The 15,878-nt window shown below is 61.7% G+C and carries 16 protein-coding genes; 6 read left to right on the forward strand and 10 right to left on the reverse strand.

Annotation, left to right across the window (positions count from 1 at the left end):
• Nucleotides 1-40: 40 nt before the first annotated feature.
• The 7 genes from LAD35_RS14525 to LAD35_RS14555 all read right to left on the reverse strand — a co-directional run bounded on the left by LAD35_RS14525 (nucleotide 41) and on the right by LAD35_RS14555 (nucleotide 5,962).
• A complete protein-coding gene (locus tag LAD35_RS14525; protein ID WP_224149725.1) occupies nucleotides 41-847 on the reverse strand; it encodes an IclR family transcriptional regulator in 807 nt (268 codons plus the stop codon).
• 110 nt (nucleotides 848-957) lie between these two features.
• The gene (locus LAD35_RS14530; RefSeq protein WP_224149726.1) at nucleotides 958-1,683 is read right to left on the reverse strand and encodes an SDR family NAD(P)-dependent oxidoreductase; all 726 of its coding nucleotides are present in this window, start codon (nucleotides 1,681-1,683) and stop codon (nucleotides 958-960) included.
• A 146-nt stretch (nucleotides 1,684-1,829) separates the two neighbouring features.
• Complete coding sequence (locus LAD35_RS14535) at nucleotides 1,830-2,810, reverse strand: tripartite tricarboxylate transporter substrate binding protein (RefSeq protein ID WP_224149727.1); 981 nt, start codon at nucleotides 2,808-2,810, stop codon at nucleotides 1,830-1,832.
• 34 nt (nucleotides 2,811-2,844) lie between these two features.
• A complete protein-coding gene (locus LAD35_RS14540) occupies nucleotides 2,845-3,588 on the reverse strand; it encodes an SDR family NAD(P)-dependent oxidoreductase (protein ID WP_224149728.1) in 744 nt (247 codons plus the stop codon).
• A 3-nt stretch (nucleotides 3,589-3,591) separates the two neighbouring features.
• Entirely contained in the window at nucleotides 3,592-4,119 is a 528-nt protein-coding gene (locus tag LAD35_RS14545) for a 2,4'-dihydroxyacetophenone dioxygenase family protein (protein ID WP_224149729.1), read from the reverse strand.
• 231 nt (nucleotides 4,120-4,350) lie between these two features.
• Nucleotides 4,351-5,178 (reverse strand): undecaprenyl-diphosphate phosphatase, encoded by an 828-nt coding sequence (locus LAD35_RS14550; protein ID WP_224149730.1) that lies wholly within the window; start codon nucleotides 5,176-5,178, stop codon nucleotides 4,351-4,353.
• 151 nt (nucleotides 5,179-5,329) lie between these two features.
• Nucleotides 5,330-5,962, reverse strand: a complete 633-nt coding sequence (locus LAD35_RS14555; protein WP_224149731.1) for an ABC transporter ATP-binding protein — start codon at nucleotides 5,960-5,962, stop codon at nucleotides 5,330-5,332.
• Between the two features lie 81 nt (nucleotides 5,963-6,043).
• On the opposite strand from LAD35_RS14555, the gene LAD35_RS14560 reads away from it, so the two are divergent.
• A complete protein-coding gene (locus LAD35_RS14560) occupies nucleotides 6,044-6,409 on the forward strand; it encodes a hypothetical protein (protein ID WP_224149732.1) in 366 nt (121 codons plus the stop codon).
• An 831-nt stretch (nucleotides 6,410-7,240) separates the two neighbouring features.
• Here the strand turns inward: LAD35_RS14560 and LAD35_RS14565 are convergent.
• Nucleotides 7,241-7,507 carry a hypothetical protein gene (locus LAD35_RS14565; protein ID WP_224149733.1) on the reverse strand — a complete coding sequence of 89 codons (267 nt, stop codon included), beginning with the start codon at nucleotides 7,505-7,507 and terminating at the stop codon, nucleotides 7,241-7,243.
• 196 nt (nucleotides 7,508-7,703) lie between these two features.
• On the opposite strand from LAD35_RS14565, the gene LAD35_RS14570 reads away from it, so the two are divergent.
• Complete coding sequence (locus LAD35_RS14570; RefSeq protein ID WP_224149734.1) at nucleotides 7,704-8,984, forward strand: IPTL-CTERM sorting domain-containing protein; 1,281 nt, start codon at nucleotides 7,704-7,706, stop codon at nucleotides 8,982-8,984.
• 32 nt (nucleotides 8,985-9,016) lie between these two features.
• Here LAD35_RS14570 and LAD35_RS14575 read toward each other — a convergent pair whose 3' ends face one another.
• Complete coding sequence (locus tag LAD35_RS14575; RefSeq protein WP_224149735.1) at nucleotides 9,017-10,327, reverse strand: IS4 family transposase; 1,311 nt, start codon at nucleotides 10,325-10,327, stop codon at nucleotides 9,017-9,019.
• 346 nt (nucleotides 10,328-10,673) lie between these two features.
• Here LAD35_RS14575 and LAD35_RS14580 point away from each other — a divergent pair, with 346 nt between their 5' ends.
• Nucleotides 10,674-11,858, forward strand: coding sequence for an IPTL-CTERM sorting domain-containing protein (locus LAD35_RS14580; protein ID WP_224149736.1), 1,185 nt, complete (start codon nucleotides 10,674-10,676; stop codon nucleotides 11,856-11,858).
• Nucleotides 11,859-12,054: 196 nt separating this feature from the next.
• On the opposite strand, the gene LAD35_RS14585 is transcribed toward LAD35_RS14580, so the two are convergent.
• Complete coding sequence (locus LAD35_RS14585) at nucleotides 12,055-12,879, reverse strand: TOBE domain-containing protein (RefSeq protein ID WP_224149737.1); 825 nt, start codon at nucleotides 12,877-12,879, stop codon at nucleotides 12,055-12,057.
• A 99-nt stretch (nucleotides 12,880-12,978) separates the two neighbouring features.
• On the opposite strand from LAD35_RS14585, the gene modA reads away from it, so the two are divergent.
• From modA to modC, 3 genes are all read left to right on the forward strand, one after another.
• On the forward strand, nucleotides 12,979-13,734 hold the full coding sequence (gene modA, locus LAD35_RS14590; protein WP_224149738.1) for a molybdate ABC transporter substrate-binding protein: 756 nt from the start codon (nucleotides 12,979-12,981) through the stop codon (nucleotides 13,732-13,734).
• A gap of 256 nt (nucleotides 13,735-13,990) precedes the next feature.
• Nucleotides 13,991-14,689, forward strand: coding sequence for a molybdate ABC transporter permease subunit (gene modB / locus LAD35_RS14595; RefSeq protein WP_224149739.1), 699 nt, complete (start codon nucleotides 13,991-13,993; stop codon nucleotides 14,687-14,689).
• Nucleotides 14,686-15,813, forward strand: coding sequence for a molybdenum ABC transporter ATP-binding protein (gene modC, locus LAD35_RS14600; RefSeq protein WP_224149740.1), 1,128 nt, complete (start codon nucleotides 14,686-14,688; stop codon nucleotides 15,811-15,813). The genes modB and modC overlap by 4 nt, the downstream gene beginning before the upstream one ends.
• Nucleotides 15,814-15,878 lie beyond the last annotated feature (65 nt).

A 15,878-nucleotide genomic window follows, 5' to 3' on the forward strand; every position in this document is an offset into this window, starting at 1 on the left:
GGGCCTGCGAATTCGCTGCGCTCACGAACCAACGTCTTGCTCAGCCATGCACGAGGTTCGGGTTTTGCGCGAGTTGCTGCGCAATGCTGCGGCTCGCGTGCAGCAGCGGCTGGATATAGGCCGCCTGCACGTCCGCCTTCTGGCGGAACAGCAGGGTGCTGACGCTGATGGCTGCCACCGGGCTGCCATCGGGGCCCAGCACGGCCGCGCCAAAGCAGTAGATACCTTCCTCATTCTCCTGCGCGTCGGTGGACCAGCCCTGTGCGCGCACCGCATCCACCTGCACCTGCAGCGCCTCGGCATTGCCTACCGTTTGCGCTGTCAGCGGCTCATAGGCAAGCTGCGCCATCAAGGCGGTCGCAGCTTGCGGGGCCAGTGCGGCCAGATAGGCCTTGCCGACAGCGGTGGAATACAGGTTGACGCTGGTACCAATGCGCGAGGACATCTGCACCGCACTGGGGCTTTCCAGCTTTTCGATATAGACCATGCTCTGGCCTGAGGGCACGGCAAAGTGGATGGTCTCGCCAGTGGCATCGCGCAGCGCGCGCAGTGCATCGACTGCAGCCATGCGCAGACCGGAGCGGCTCCAGCTGCGGCTGGCCAGTTGCACCAAGCGCGGGCCCAAGGTCCAGCATCGGGTATTGCCCACCTCCACCACCATGCGCTCAGCCTGCAGCGCCGCCACCATCCGGTGCACCGTGGGGCGCGGATAGCCGGTGGCACGGGTCAACTCGGCGATGCCAATCGGCTCGGGGCTGTCGGCCACCAGCTGCAGCACGCGCATGAATTTGGAAAACGCCGCCGTGCCGGCGACGCTGTTTTCAGCCTGGGAAGAAGGTGCTGCCATGTGTCCATCCAATCGAGCGCAAAGCATACCGCAGGCCCGGCATGTTTCCCACGACTGCTGCAGCGCTCCTTCGCAATGCAGCAGCGCAAGCCGTGCCGAAACGCCGCCAACTAGCTGACCATGTAGCCGCCATCGACCGGCAGGATCACCCCCGTCATGAAGCTGGCTGCGGGCGTGCACAGAAACACGGCTGCCTGCGCCACATCCTGTGGGGTGCCCCAGCGGCCCAGTGGCGTGCGCGCGAGGATGGGCCCTGCGCGCGCCGGATCATCCTGCAGCGCCTGGGTGAGCGGCGTGGCAATCCACCCTGGTGCAATGGCGTTGACGCGGATGCCATCGGCCGCATAGGCAATCGCAAGCGACTTGGTGAGCTGCCCGATACCACCCTTGCTGGCCGCATATCCCGGCACCAGGCCCCCACCAAAGAAGGTCAGCATCGATGCGGTGTTGACGATGCAGCCGCGCGTGGCCTTGAGCTTGCCACGCACCGCAGCGCACACACGCATGGTGCCGGTCAGGTTCACTTCCAGCACGCGCTGGAAAACCTCGACATCGTGCTCTTCTCCGCGCTTGATGATGCCCGCGCAGTTGAACACGATATCGAGCGTGGGCAGATCCGCCAGCACGCGGTCCAGATCGTCCTGCTTTGTCACATCGGCCTCGCGCATTTCCACAGCGGGCGACAGGGTGCCGTCGCCCTGCCCCAGCCCCAGCGCCACCACGCGCGCGCCCATGGTGGCCAGCTGGTTGGCGATCACCGCGCCGATGCCCTGTGTGGCGCCTGCCACCAAAGCGGTTTTGCCTGCAAACAGGTCTTGCTGATACGTTGTACTCATCACTTGCTACTTCTGCTACTTGCTGCTTCTGCTACTCGCCAGCTTCGTGGTGCACGCCATGGCACAAGCGAAGGCCTGCCCAAAAGAACCGGGAGGCCGTGCCTTCGCCAAAACCAACGGAGTGATCGTTTGATTCAGTGTCCTGATCAGTTCTTCATGTCCAGCAGCTTGATGAGGTCGGCGAAATACGTCGCGTCCTTCATCATCTGGTCGCGGAATGCCGCGCCGTCACGGTAGACAAAGCCCAGGTTCTGCTTGGACAGCACTTCCTGGAAGGCAGGCTCGTCAATCGTCTTCTTGGCGGCAGTCTTGAGGTAGTTCACCACCTCGGGCGACATGTTCTTGGGGCCTGCAATGCCGCGCCAGGTACCAATGCTCAAGTCGATGCCCTTTTCCTTCAGGGTTGGCACCTTGTCAAAGTTCTTCACACGCTGGTCAGCCATCACCGTCAGCATCTTGAGCTTGCCCGCCTGCAACTGCTGCGCCACTTCGGCCGGGCTCACGGCCACGGCATCCACATGCCCGCCCATCAGCGCCAGCACCGCAGGGCCCGCGCCCTGGAAAGGAATGTGATTGAACTTGATGCCCGTCTTGTCGCCCAGCGCCGTTGCGGCAAAGTGCCAGATGGAGCCATTGCCGGCGTTGCCCACGCCCATCTTGCCGGGCTCCTTCTTGGATGCGGCAAGAAACTCTTCGATCGTGTTCCAGGGCGCATCGGCCCGCACGGTGATGGCGGCCGGGTCGGCATTGAACTGGATGATCGGCGTCACGTCGTCGTACGAGAACTTGGCCAGGCCCATGGGCTTCAAGGTCACCAACTCCACCGTCACCACGGCCAGCTTGTAGCCGTCAGGCTTGGCGTTGATCATGTCCGTCCAGCCAATCGCGCCGCTGGCACCGGGCTTGTTCAGCACCACAATGCTCTGCGGAATGTGCTTGCGCGCCGCCTCGCCAAAGGCGCGGGCCACGCCGTCGGTGCCGCCACCGGGCTGGAAAGGCACGATCAGCTCGATCTGGCGCGTGGGAAAATCTGCCGCCGGCGCTGCGCCGCTCAGGGCCATCAACACGGCACCGGCACCTGCCGCAGCAAGCCGGAGCGCGCCACGGCGCGTTGGGTTCAAGTTCATACGGTCTCCTCTGGTTGTACTTTGTCGTGCTGTTTCAATAGGTCGCACGGCCACCTGATGCATCAAAAACCGCCCCGGTGCTGAAGCTGCAGGCATCCGATGCCAGCCACAGCACCTGCGCGGCAATCTCCTGCGGCTCGCCCAGGCGCCCCATCGGGCTCTTGGCCACCATGGTGGCCACATGCTCACGCGACATCTGCTCCAGGATCGGGGTGCGCACTGCAGCAGGCGCCAGCGCATTGACCAGTACGCCCGTGCCCGCCAGTTCCTTGCCCAGTGATTTGGTCAGCGCCAGCACACCCGCCTTTGCCGCGCTGTAGGCCGACGCATTGGGCGTGCCTTCCTTGCCCGCAAGCGATGCGATGTGCACCACGCGGCCATACCCCTGGCTGCGCATGACGGGCACCACGGCCTTGCAGACGTTGTAGGTTCCGATCAGATTGACGTCGATCACGCTTTTCCACACCGCATCGTCAAACGCATCGAGCGCCATGGTCGGGCCGGTCATGCCCGCGCTGTGCACCAGAATGTCCACCCGGCCATACCGCGCCAGGGTCTGCGCCAGCGCAGCCTGGATGCTGGCCGGGTCGGTCACGTCAGCAGCGCATCGCAGTGGCTCGCCACCCTCGCCCCCTACACGGCCTGCGCCGGACTGCAGATCCCAGACCGCCACCTGCGCATGGGCGGCTTGCAGCGCCTGCACCACGCAGGCACCGATGCCGCTGCCGCCCCCTGTCACGACGGCCACACGGCCGGAAAAATCGTAGCTGCAGTCCATGGCCTAGCGGATGAACTGGTTGACGTAGTCGGCGCCCAGGCCCACGGCTTCAAAGTGCTTGCGGCACATGTCGATCTTGGTGAACACGTCCTCAAAGCCCATGCCCTTGCCCCAGGGGTCGGTGTAGTACATCACGCCATTGACCTGGAAGTAGGTGATCATCTCCTCGCAGTCTTCGGGCACGTACAGGGTGTGGGTTTCTCCCGGTGGTTCGAACACATAGCTGCCCTCCTTGGCCCACCAGTCATGTTCCAGGTACTTCCATTTACCCTTGAGCACAAAGCCGTGCACCGCCTGCGGATGGCGGTGGCGGCTCAACACGCCCGATTTGCGCACCTTCAGCAGATTCATCCAGTAGCCCTGGCTGGCATTGAGACACAGCGGGCGAAACCACACATTCTCGGCCTGCGGCACCCACAGGCGCTCATCGGTAGGAATGGCACTTTCCACCACGATCTCGGGCAAGGCATCCGGAGGATTCGGGTACTGGTAGGGCATCAAGGGGGTCTGGTCTGTGGTTTCTACTGGCATTTATCCACCATATGGACATTAATTTATAATATGGACAATTATAAAAGCCACAGACATACGACATCCCCCTGATAAACCCGTATCCCCCGACACCAGGAATGCTGCATTCTGCAAAGGCGGTTCATTGTTGTCTGACAACCCATCCATCACCACCGCGTTTTCACCAACAAAAAAAGCCCGGCTTGTGCAAGCCGGGCTTTGGTGTTCAACGGGATGTGCGGGGACGCTGCGTCAGTTGTCTGCCCAAGTGACCACGCCCGTAGCGGCCGTCACCAGCACGATGATGCCGAACACAATGCGGTACCAGGCAAATGGCACAAAGCTGTTGCTGGCGATATAGCGCAGCAGCCAGCGCACGCACAGCCAGGCGCTGATGAACGAAAAGATTAGGCCGACGGCAAACAGCGGAATATCAGCCATCGACAGCAACGCACGCTCCTTGTACAGGCTGTACACGCCAGCGCCGATCAGGGTGGGAATGGCGAGAAAGAACGAAAAGTCCGTCGCCGCCTGGCGCGACAGGCCCATCAACATGCCGCCGATGATGGTGGAGCCGCTGCGGCTGGTACCGGGCACCATGGCCAGACACTGCACCAGGCCGACCTTCAGGGCGTCCAGCGGCGTCATCTCATCGACCGACTGCACGCGCACATGGCCCACCTGGCGCTTTTCTGCCCACAGGATGATGAAGCCCCCCAGGATGAAGGTCGTTGCAACCACCGTGGGCGTGAACAGATGCGCCTTGATGTACTTGCCAAACAGCAGGCCCAGCACCACGGCAGGCAGAAAGCCGATGAGGACATTGAGCGCAAATTTCTGTGCCTGGCGGCTCGATGGCAAGGCCACCAGGGTCGAACGGATCTTTTGCCAGTACACCAGGATCACCGCGAAAATCGCGCCGGTCTGGATGGCAATGTCAAACACCTTGGCCTTGGCATCGTCAAAGCCCAGCAGGCTGCCCGCCAGGATCAAATGGCCGGTAGACGAGATCGGCAAAAACTCCGTCAGCCCCTCCACCACGCCCATGATGGCTGCTTTGATCAATAACAAGGTGTCCACAATCGTCCTCTAAAAATCGGTTTTACGGATTATCCAGTGCCCTCCTGCCACTGGGCAGCGGGAAACGTGCAAGGCACCAAATTTTACAAAAATTGATAGCAACTGGCGCTCACCAGACAAGCGCCAGAGGCCTAAAAAGCTTAAAAATCGCTTAACACGGCAGTTCCAGTACCTGTACGGCAGCCCCCGCACCGAGCAATGGCTCGTAGTGCGCCACCACCAGGTAGCGCCCGCTCTGCGCAAAGCGCTGCGCAGCAAGCTGCAATGCCTGCGGCACAAAGGCCAGCGCAGGCTTGTCCAGTCCGGACAGCGGCTCGTCCAGCAGCACCAGTTGGGCGCCGCTTGCCAGGCCCAGTGCCATTACCGCCTTGCGCAGGCTCCCAGTCGATAACGCCAAAAGCGGCTTGTGCCAGTGCTGTACCAGATCAAAGCCCTGCTGCAGCTCGGCGAGCGCCACATCGTCCCAATACGGAAAATGGGCCCGCAGGGCATCGGTCCACTGCGCGAGTGTCGTGGTATCGGGCGGCATGGTGTCCGGCCTGCGTGGTTCGTGCCAGAACAGCGCATGCGCGGCCTGTAGCTGAGCCGGCGTCCGGCCATCCACCAGCACGCCACCACCACGGGCAGCCAATTGGCCTGCCAGCAGTTGCAAGGCGGTGGTCTTGCCCACGCTGTAACCATCCACCAGTTGCACCAGCCCGGGCTCGGCCTGCCATTGCCAACCCGCCAATATCGGCCCCGATCCTGGGTATGAAAACTCCAACGCCGTCCATTGCAATGCCATGTTTTTGCTTACCTGTTCTGAAACGATAAACTCCTGAAAACATAGCATAAAATCGTTGATCAATCTGCGACGACCTCGAATATGCTCAACTACCTGGACTTTGAAACCAGCGATGATGGCGAAGGAATCACCACCTTCGATGCCATGGCCTACGCCACCGCCGAGCGCTGGCCTGCGCTCCAGGCCGAGGTCGAGCAGGTGCTGGGGTGGTGTTCCGCGCAATTCGGACAGCCCGGCTCGCTGGAGCACGGCCACCCTTGGGATCTGGACTTGCAGCTGCAAAGCAAGGCAGGCCACGCACTGGCCGTGCACTGGGACGTGCAGCAGCGCAGTCTGGTGGCACCGGATGCAGCGCTTTGCGAAGCAGCGCAGCTGAGCTTGACAATCAGCGGCAATGCATCATTCGCCCACAGTCTGGAATCGGAATTTCTGAACAACGACGCGTGATCGGCCACCGATGCATGCCGTTGACCGGTATGCAGCAAATGCAGAACTCCATCTCTGGCCCTCCGCCATCCGTCCACGCATTCCATCTCATCTCGATTTCCGAGAAGGCGCGGGCCTTTTGAATAGATGGACTCCCCGGCCACGAAAAAATCCTCAAGTCCAGCGCAGCACTGGGTTTTTGGTGACGCTCTCCGGGCAAAGTACGGCGCCACCCGCTCGCCAGAATACCGGCACCCCCACTCCGAAAGCGCCCTGCCAGTTGCCACGCAGCCAATCTGGCCCCTTCTGAAAAGCGGAACCGTGAACTATTGTGAGCAAACATAAGGCTTCACTTTGGCTATCTAGCTGATATATAGACGATTTCTAATATTTAATTTAGACTGATATGATGAATTTGATAGCTTTTTTCTAATTCTAGAGCATCAAATCTCCTCCGCGTCGTGTGGCAGGCATTCACAGGGAGATGCTTGCTACATCCAGACACAGTCAAGTCAAGCTCACAAACATGGCTTCCCGGCACCTGTGGCTGCGTGGCTTTGCGAGTGAAATCGGTTTCAAGGAAGATATGCGAACTTCTATACGCTTTGTGGGGCTCATCCTCACAGCCGTGCTGCTCTGGGGCGGCTCACAAATGGCATTTGCCCAAAAGGTGTTGATGCTGACCACCAATATCGCTGCGCCCAATGCAGAGCGGGCAGATGCCATAGGAGCCTTCGATAACCTGCAAGCTGAATTCGCAGCAGTTGTGGGCGCATCGAATATCACTCGTATGAGCGTCCTCAGTAATGCCAATGCCATCTCGCAGAGCACCTTCACGGGGGGATCTGGTCCCTACGACATCGTCTTGATTGCCAGTGCATACAGCCTTATCGACAACAGCAATTGGACGGTCCTCCAAAACGCCGTGGCAAACCGATGGGCAAACTCCATTGTCTTTTTCGTGGACGGATGCTGCGAGGCAATCAATGGCGGGAATGCAGCCAAGATGGTCGCGGCGCTGAACGGTGGTGCAGCAACTTCGTTTGCACTGGGCGGCGGGTCATCAGGATTTGCCTCGTTTCCATTGAATACCAACTCACCTTTTGCATCCTCTTTCACGGGCCTGAATCCTTTTGTTGGTGGTGATATCACCTATATCAACAATGTGCCCGCCAGCAATGCCCTTTACCTGGCGACTGGCACGCCACCAGCGAGCTTTCCCCCTGCTGGTTCAACAGCTGTGAATAGCGTGTATGGGCTGCTAGTACCAACCGCACAGTCAAACAGGGGCAATGGGGCATGCGTCTTTGCCGTGGTGGATGCTTCTCCATTCATTGGCCCTGGCTGGGTAGCCAATCAAGGCAAGGTAGGGCCTGCATTCATCAACGCCGCCACCTCAGAAAACGGCGCTTGCGGCCTGCCCAAGGTGGCCAAGTCTTTCGACAAGGCCGATATCTATCTGGGCGGCACGGACAATACCGCTACATTGACCATCCAGATCTCCAACGGCACGCCCGTGGCCATCTCCGGTGTCAACCTCACCGACAACCTGCCCGCCCCCCTGCAGATTGGCTCAGGTGCAGTCTCCAATACCTGCACCGGCGGCACGCTGGCCGCTGCGCAGGGCTCCAGCGCAGTGAGCCTGACCGGTTTTGGCATTCCTTCGGGTGGCTGCTCTGTCACGGTGCCCGTGGTCTGGCCCAATACCGATGCCGGTCGCCAGGCCTGTGTGAACACCCCATCCGTGACCAACACCATCACCCCAGGCACGGATTTCGTCTCGCCCACCGGCCAGGTCAATACACCTGCCACCGCGCCCCTGACCTGCCACGCTGGCCTGTTGAATCTCTCCAAGCTGGTGGTCTGGCCTGCCAATGTGCCACCGGTTGATCTGACTGGTGCGAGCTTTCCCGTCACCGTGGCCTGTACTGGCACCGATGGCGTTGTGCTGCCCCCCATCAATACGTCGATCGTACTGAGCTCCGCCACCCAAGGAACTGTTGCAACCACGCCGGTCATATCCAGCGGCTCGTGCACAGTCACCGAAACCTCCCGCTCCACGGCGCCCGCCAACTACATCTGGGTGGAGAATCCCCTGCCCAGCGCAACGGCCAGCCTCGTTGCGCCGCCTGCTGCCGCCAGCGTCACGCTGACCAATACCCTCGCGCGCGCCAACAGCGACATCACGGTCAACAAGACTGTGAGCGGCGGCCCCGCCACCGGCGTTTCGGGGGTCTTCAAATTCACGGCCAACTGCGGTGCAGATGGCACGTACCAGACGGCCGTCACCCTCAGCGGCGCTAGCACCGGTGCCATTGCCATCACCAATGTTCCACAAGGCGCAAGCTGCACGATCAGTGAAGACGCAGCACTGCCAGCGGCTCCTGCGGGCTATGCCTGGAGCGCAGACCTGCCCCCTGCCGTGACACTGGTGACATCGGGCAGCGGCAATGTCGCGGCATTCGTGAACAAGCTCACCAGCACGGCGCCGCCTACCCCTGCACCTGTCCCCACCCTCAAGGAATGGGGCGTGACGGCCCTGTCACTGGTTCTGGTGGCAATGGGCGCGATGCAGTTACGCAGACGCCAGAGCTGATGCAAAGCCACCTTCGGGTTAATGCCAGTCAGTTAAGTGCTGACTGGCATTTTCTTTGTGGGGAACTTGCTGCGAGAGCGCTTGACCTCTCGCGGGAATGATCGCCCGCTACGGCGAGGCGGGAGCACGAAGTAGCGGGCTTGCTTCAACAGCTGCTGCAAAAGCGCAGGCAAAGTGCCGGTGCGCGCCAGGTGCACCGCGTTGATCGTCCCCACAATAGCATGGCGCGCTGTATGGAAGCTGATGCGGGTCGGCTCGACACCCGCGTGCTGGGCCATCAGGCGCATCCATCGGCGCAGCAGTGTGTGGGCAATCAAGATACCCCAGATCTCCTGCCTGACCAGTTCGGGCTGCTTGCTGCGCAACACGGCTTGACCTTGTTGCAGTGATTGCTTTATCTCCCGAAACCCCAGTTCGATCTCCCAGCGCTGGCGGTACAACTGCGCCAGTGACGCTGCGGCAAACCGCTGAAGATCGAGCATCGAGGTGATGATGCGCCTGATCTTGCCGCCAGCGCTGACCTCGATCAGCCGGGCCTGCCAATGACTGGGCAGTTCTGTGTGCAGCTTCCTGGCACGCGGCGACACGGGCATGCGGATCAGCCAGTCACCTTCGCCTAAGGTCTGTGCCACCTCATAGCGCAGGTTGTCCTTGGCACGCATGAGCCAATGGCGTTGCTCGCCCGCTTGGCTCCAGGTCAGCAGGAAGGAGGCGCTGAAATAGGCCCGGTCGAACAAGGTGATTGAGTGATCCAGACCGCGCAGACCGCTCGCCAGCGTCAGCTCACCACAGCCATAGTCCCCCAATTGGGCATCCAGCAGTTCATGACTGTCGGTGTCCAGCAGGCATACGGCGCGCACCATGGGCCAGGGCTGAGGCCCGTACTGGGTCTGGCCACTGCCCAGTACCTGCCTGTTGTCCACGCTCTCCGGAGCCGACCAGACCACGCCATCGACCGCCAGCACTCGCAAAGTTTGCTCGTGCACCGGGTGGGCTCGCCCCCAGGCCTGGGTGAGCAACTCAAACAGATGCGCCAGTGGCTCGGGCCCCAATCTCTGGCGCGCCTGCACGCTGGCGCTGGGCACGGGCAACTCCTGCCCGTCCAAGGTCAGCGCCATCTCTTGCACGACTTGCCACAGCGGCATCTGACGGAACAAGGCCAGACCAATCACCAGCCACACGGCATGTTGGGCCGGCAGCTTACGGCGCCGTATCGAAGCCCTGCCCGTGGCCTGCAGGGCTTGTTCGATCCAGTCCGGGTCGATCAGTGCGCTCAACTGGGCTATCCCATTGGCAGGCAGTGCCTCCAATGTCTCGTTCAGGGTGGTTTGCAGCAGGCTCAAAGCAAAAAGGGAACGTGGTTTACACGTTCCCTTTTTACCCGCCTTCAGCTTCGCTTGGGCTTATCTGACTGGCATTGACCTTCGGGTGGCTTTTTCTTGGCAGTTGCCTGGGCACGAAGCGGTCAGCTCGGCGTATTCAGCATTCGGTGAGAAATTGTTGTATCACCACCAGCGTCGACGAAACAAATTGAGACAACTTCATCGAGTCCCGCTATCATCCGAGCTCATCCGGTATCCTGTTCCAGGATGACATATGCAGCGCCATGAGCGCTATTTCGAGAAGCCATTGAGGTCAAGACGCATGCTCCCACGGTCACCTTTTTTCCGTCAGTTCCTTTGCACCTGGTTGTTTGCGCTCCTTGGACTCATCGGGCTCATTCAGCCCGCCAAGGCACAGACCCAGATTTTCCTGGACCAGTTGCAGACCTGCGCCCTGGGGCAGAACTATGCTTCGCCGGTGACAACGGGTATTGGCTTCGTGAGCATGTTCTATCCCTATGCCACACCGGCAACGCAATATGGGCAACCCGCATGCGGCGGTACCTGGGAGTTTGATGGTGCGTCCTATCTGGTCACCCCCTATGGAGCTACCGTATTCCCCGGCGGGGCATCGAAGGCTGCCTGGTTGAACGAGGCCTTTTTTGACAGTGTCATGGTTACACCCCGTCCCAAGGGCGAGATGCGTCGCAACCTGACTGGTTTGACCGTCGGCCAGGTGTATCGCGTGTCGGCAGATGCCTGGCATGACGATTCTCCCGGCGCTACAGCACTGGGCCTGGATTTTGGCCCGGCGACTGCCAGACTGGATATTCCGGATGACAATGTTTCGCGCTCCATTTCCGCCACGGTGTGTGCCAAAAGCGGATCGCTCTCCATGCGTCTGTACGAAGCAGGAATGACTGGCGCATCCCCTGTTGTCACGAACATCAAGCTCGAAGACATGGGGCAGTCGTGCTTGCTCACCGTGGATTTTGTCAGCAATGGCGGCTCAGCCGTGGCCCCACAATCCGTCTACCCCGATGATCTGGCCACCGATCCATCCGCCCCCACCAGGCCCGGATACAGCTTTACCGGCTGGTTCCAGGACGCAGGCCTCACCCAGCCCTATGACTTTGCCACGCCTGTGACTCAGAACATCACGCTCTATGCAGGGTGGACAGCCAATCCCTATCATGTCAGCGGCACCGTCGTCGGGCTGGATAGCGGCAATACATTGACCTTGATTAACAGCAATGGGGACCAGGTACAAATTACGGCCAGTGGCCCCTTCAACTTCCCCCAATCGCTGTTGGGATCGGACAGCTATGCGGTGACCATCCCCAGTCAGCCTGCCACACAGACCTGCTCGGTAACGCAGGCCCAATCCGGCCCGATGAACAATTCGGATGTGACCAACGTCGTTGTGACCTGCACGACCACGCCAGCGCCCAGCCCGACCGCCGTACCCACCCTGGACCAGTGGGCACTCATGGGCCTGTCCTCCGCGCTGGCCTTGTTCGCCCTGGTTCGAATCCGGAGACGCGCCCGCTGAACATCCAAGCCACCTCAGGGTGGCTTTTTTTCATCCTGCAAGCTGGCACGGTATGCGCCCGCCCCTGTTGGCACCGAGCCGCCACCCCAGCGTCTGGGCGGGCAAGACGGTGGCTGAACTGTGCAGTGGCCCTTCCATCCTGGCACATGCCTGCAAAGCGCGAGGCCATGTCTGCCTCCCTCTGCCCGGGTTTGGTTCACTCCCCGCTGAGCGCAATCACAACGGCAGATGGCTCCACCACGACCTGCACCCGGGCACGCGCGCGTAACCCGGCAGCCTGCTGGCTGAAACCGACCAGTTGCACGCCCGCAGCCAGCCGCACGGCGACTTCCTGCACCGATCCGCCCCGGGTTGCGCGGGTGGCTGTGCCCTGCCAATGATTGGCAGCTGGCTGCCCCGCCTCGCCTGCCGGCACCACCGTCACTGCGGTTGCCTTGCACATGGCCAGCACGGGCAGGCCGGGCCTCAGGCCCAGCAACTGTGCGCTTTCATTCGTGATGTGTGATCGCACCTCGAACTGCTGCGCACCCGCCTCCGCGCCATGCATCTGCACAACCACCAGCGGCCCGTCGGCATGGAGGCTTTGCACGACGCAGGGCCACTGGTTGCGCATGCTGGTCACCACCTGCAGTCGCGCCAAGGTGGTGGCCACGGAGATGCCTGCACGCGGAGCATCTCCCTTGGCGTGGCTTTGCGCCTGCTGCAACTGCGCCTGCTGCAACTGCGCCTGCAGCTGTTCGCGCGCCTGCCCCATGGCATCGGCCGCCTCCAGCAACAAGAGAGCATCCGGCGTCAGCACCGCGCCGCCGCCGCCCCGGCCGCCGACGCTGCGCTGCACCAACTCCACCCCGGCCAGATTGGACAGGGTATCGAGCGCCTGCCAGGCCGCCTTGTAACTGATTCCGACCTGGCGCGCAGCTTCCGAAATGGAGCCACTCGCCTGTATGCGGCGCAGCACCTCGATGCGGCGGTCGGAGCGCTGCTCTGCCAGCGCGGCGGTAAGGGATGCTTTACGGATCATGGCACGCATCTTCGCATGAAGCCGCAGATATTTGGCACCTGCAACAAATCAGATTACACTCGTTATTCCTATTAAGAATAGCGTAACCTTTGGACACCCATGAATTGCCTGCGCCCAACCTCTATCGCCCTGGTACTGTCAGCCGTCTTCTGCGCACACGCGCAGGCAGACGAGGTCGCCGTGGCCGTCGCCGCCAACTTCACTGCGCCCATGCAGAAGATTGCCGCCCAGTTTGAAAAGGACACGGGCCACAAGGCGACCTTGTCATTCGGTGCAACGGGCAAGTTCTACGCACAGATCAACAATGGCGCTCCATTCGGCATTCTGCTGGCTGCCGACGACACCACGCCAGAAAAGCTTGCCAAGGAAGGCAAGGCGGTGGACGCCAGCCGCTTCACCTACGCCATTGGCCAACTGGTGTTGTGGAGCAAACAGGCCAATTACGTGGACGACAAGGGTCAGGTGCTCAAAACCGGTGACTACCAGCACATCGCCATTGCCAACCCCAAGCTGGCTCCCTATGGACTGGCAGCCATGCAGACACTCGACAAGCTGGGCCTCACCGCGCAGGTACAGCCCAGGGTCGTGCAGGGCGAGAACATTGGCCAAACCTACCAGTTTGCCGCCAGCGGCAATGCCCAGTTGGGCTTTGTAGCGCTGTCCCAGGTGATGGAGGGCGGTCAGTTGCGCGAAGGCTCCGCCTGGATCGTCCCTGAAGCCATGCACGAGCCGATCCGCCAGGACGCGATTGTGCTCAACAGCGCCAAGGACAATCCCGCAGCCAAGGCATTGATGGAATACCTGAAGGGCGACAAGGCGCGCGCAGTCATCAAGAGCTACGGCTACGCTTTCTGAGAACGTGTTTCCCAAACTGACGGCCTGCAGCCAGAACGCGGCTCGTGGCTGCTACCAGGCGGTGGGCCCGGTGCGCCAATGGTCCACCTGGGCACATTGGCTGCGGACGCACCGTCTACCCGCCCTTGCAGCGCATATGTTTTCATAGCAGCCTGCAATTGCCATACGGGGTTTTCCGCTTGAAGAAGCATAAAGAACCGCCCACCATATGCGCATGCCGCTTCCTTTTATATAGCGCACTGCCGCCCGCACGCCATTGACCTCCGCCCTCCTCCGCCCCGAAGACTGGGCCGCCATCCGGCTGACGCTGGAGCTGGCCAGTACGACCACCCTATTGCTGCTGGTGCTGACCACGCCGCTGGCGTGGTGGCTTGCGCACACCCGTTCGCGCTGGCGCGGGCCGATTGGAGCGGTGGTGGCGCTGCCGCTGGTGCTGCCACCCACCGTGATCGGGTTTTACCTGCTGGTCACCATGGGCCCGAATGGGCCGATTGGTCATCTGACACAGTCGCTCGGGCTGGGGCGCCTGCCCTTCACATTTGCCGGCCTCGTGGTGGGCTCGCTCGTGTACTCGCTGCCGTTTGCCGTGCAACCGCTGCAGCGTGCGTTTGAATCAATTGGCAACCGCCCGCTGGAAGTGGCCGCCACCCTGGGCGCCAGCCGTATCGACACGTTCTTTACCGTGGCACTGCCGCTGGCATTGCCCGGCTTCATCACCGCAGCGGTGCTGAGCTTTGCCCACACCGTGGGCGAATTCGGCATCGTGCTGATGCTGGGCGGCAATATTGAAGGCGTGACGCGCGTGGTGTCCGTACAGATCTACGACCATGTGGAAGCCATGGAATACGCCCGTGCCCATTGGCTGGCTGGCGGCATGGTGGCCTTTGCCTTTGTGGTGCTGGTGGCACTGCAGTGGCTGCAACCGCGCGACCACCGCAACGCCACGCCGTTATGAACCCAAACACCCACGCCCAAGGCATCACCGCGCGCCTGCAGTTGCAGCGCAGCGATTTCATGCTCGACGTGGATCTGCAACTGCCCGGCCAGGGCGTGACAGCCTTGTTCGGGCCTTCGGGCTGTGGCAAGACCAGCCTGTTGCGCAGCATGGCAGGGCTGGAGCGTGCGCGCGGCGCGGTCTCCGTCAACGGCCACGTCTGGCAGGACGATGCCACGCGCCACTGGCTGCCCACCCACCGGCGCGCGCTGGGCTACGTGTTTCAGGAAGCGAGCCTCTTTCCGCACCTCACGGCAGAAGGCAACATCCGCTATGGCCTGCGCCGCGCGCCGCCAGCACGCCAAAACGTTGCGCTGGAGCAGATCATCGATCTGCTGGGCATTGCGCCCCTCCTGCCACGCAAGCCCGCAACGCTCTCGGGCGGCGAGCGCCAGCGCGTGGCCATCGCCCGTGCGCTGGCCACCAGCCCGCGCGTGTTGCTGATGGATGAACCGCTGTCCGCACTGGACGCCGAGCGCAAGGCCGAGGTGCTGCCTTACCTGGACAAACTGAGTGAGCGGCTGGCATTGCCCATTCTCTATGTCAGCCACTCCATCGACGAAGTCAGCCGCCTGGCCGATCGCATGCTGTTGATGCAGGCGGGCCGTGTCGTGGCGCAAGGCGATGTGGCCGACGTACTGACCCGGATGGATGCGCCTCTGACGCGCAGCCTGCCCGGCGAGCAGCAGGCCAGCATCGTGGAAGGCCGGGTCTGCGCCCATGACGCGCAAGACCATCTGTGGTCCATGCAGATCGGCGCGCAGGCAGCCCACCAGTTGCATTGGACCGAACCCGATGCCCATTACCAACCAGCAGAACAGGTTCGCCTGCGCATCCTGGCGCGCGATGTCAGCCTGTCGCTGGCACCACACACCGGCAGCAGCATCCTCAACAGCCTTCCAGCCACGGTGACGGCCGTGCAGGCCAGCGGCCCCGGGCAGGTGCTGGTGCAACTGCGTCTGGAGCCTGGCGATGCAGGTACCTATCTGCTGGCACTGGTGTCTGCGCGTTCGGCAAGGGTGCTGCAGATTGCACCTGGCATGGCGGTGCATGCGCAACTCAAAAGCGTAGCGGTGCTCCGCTGAGCTGAATATCGACAAGAGCCGCTTCCAGCGCTTGCATACCAAGCGCTAGCAGCTATTAAATCAGA

This window comes from Comamonas odontotermitis, assembly GCF_020080045.1.
GTDB lineage: Bacteria > Pseudomonadota > Gammaproteobacteria > Burkholderiales > Burkholderiaceae_C > Comamonas > Comamonas odontotermitis.

Coding starts and splice junctions, on each gene's coding strand:
- LAD35_RS14525 (WP_224149725.1), bottom strand. CDS start 847: ATGGCAGCACCTTCTTCCCAGGCTGAAAACAGCGTCGCCGGCACGGCG.
- LAD35_RS14540 (WP_224149728.1), bottom strand. CDS start 3,588: ATGGACTGCAGCTACGATTTTTCCGGCCGTGTGGCCGTCGTGACAGGG.
- LAD35_RS14530 (WP_224149726.1), bottom strand. CDS start 1,683: ATGAGTACAACGTATCAGCAAGACCTGTTTGCAGGCAAAACCGCTTTG.
- modC (WP_224149740.1), top strand. CDS start 14,686: ATGAACCCAAACACCCACGCCCAAGGCATCACCGCGCGCCTGCAGTTG.
- modA (WP_224149738.1), top strand. CDS start 12,979: ATGAATTGCCTGCGCCCAACCTCTATCGCCCTGGTACTGTCAGCCGTC.
- LAD35_RS14535 (WP_224149727.1), bottom strand. CDS start 2,810: ATGAACTTGAACCCAACGCGCCGTGGCGCGCTCCGGCTTGCTGCGGCA.
- LAD35_RS14545 (WP_224149729.1), bottom strand. CDS start 4,119: ATGCCAGTAGAAACCACAGACCAGACCCCCTTGATGCCCTACCAGTAC.
- LAD35_RS14560 (WP_224149732.1), top strand. CDS start 6,044: ATGCTCAACTACCTGGACTTTGAAACCAGCGATGATGGCGAAGGAATC.
- LAD35_RS14585 (WP_224149737.1), bottom strand. CDS start 12,879: ATGATCCGTAAAGCATCCCTTACCGCCGCGCTGGCAGAGCAGCGCTCC.
- LAD35_RS14555 (WP_224149731.1), bottom strand. CDS start 5,962: ATGGCATTGCAATGGACGGCGTTGGAGTTTTCATACCCAGGATCGGGG.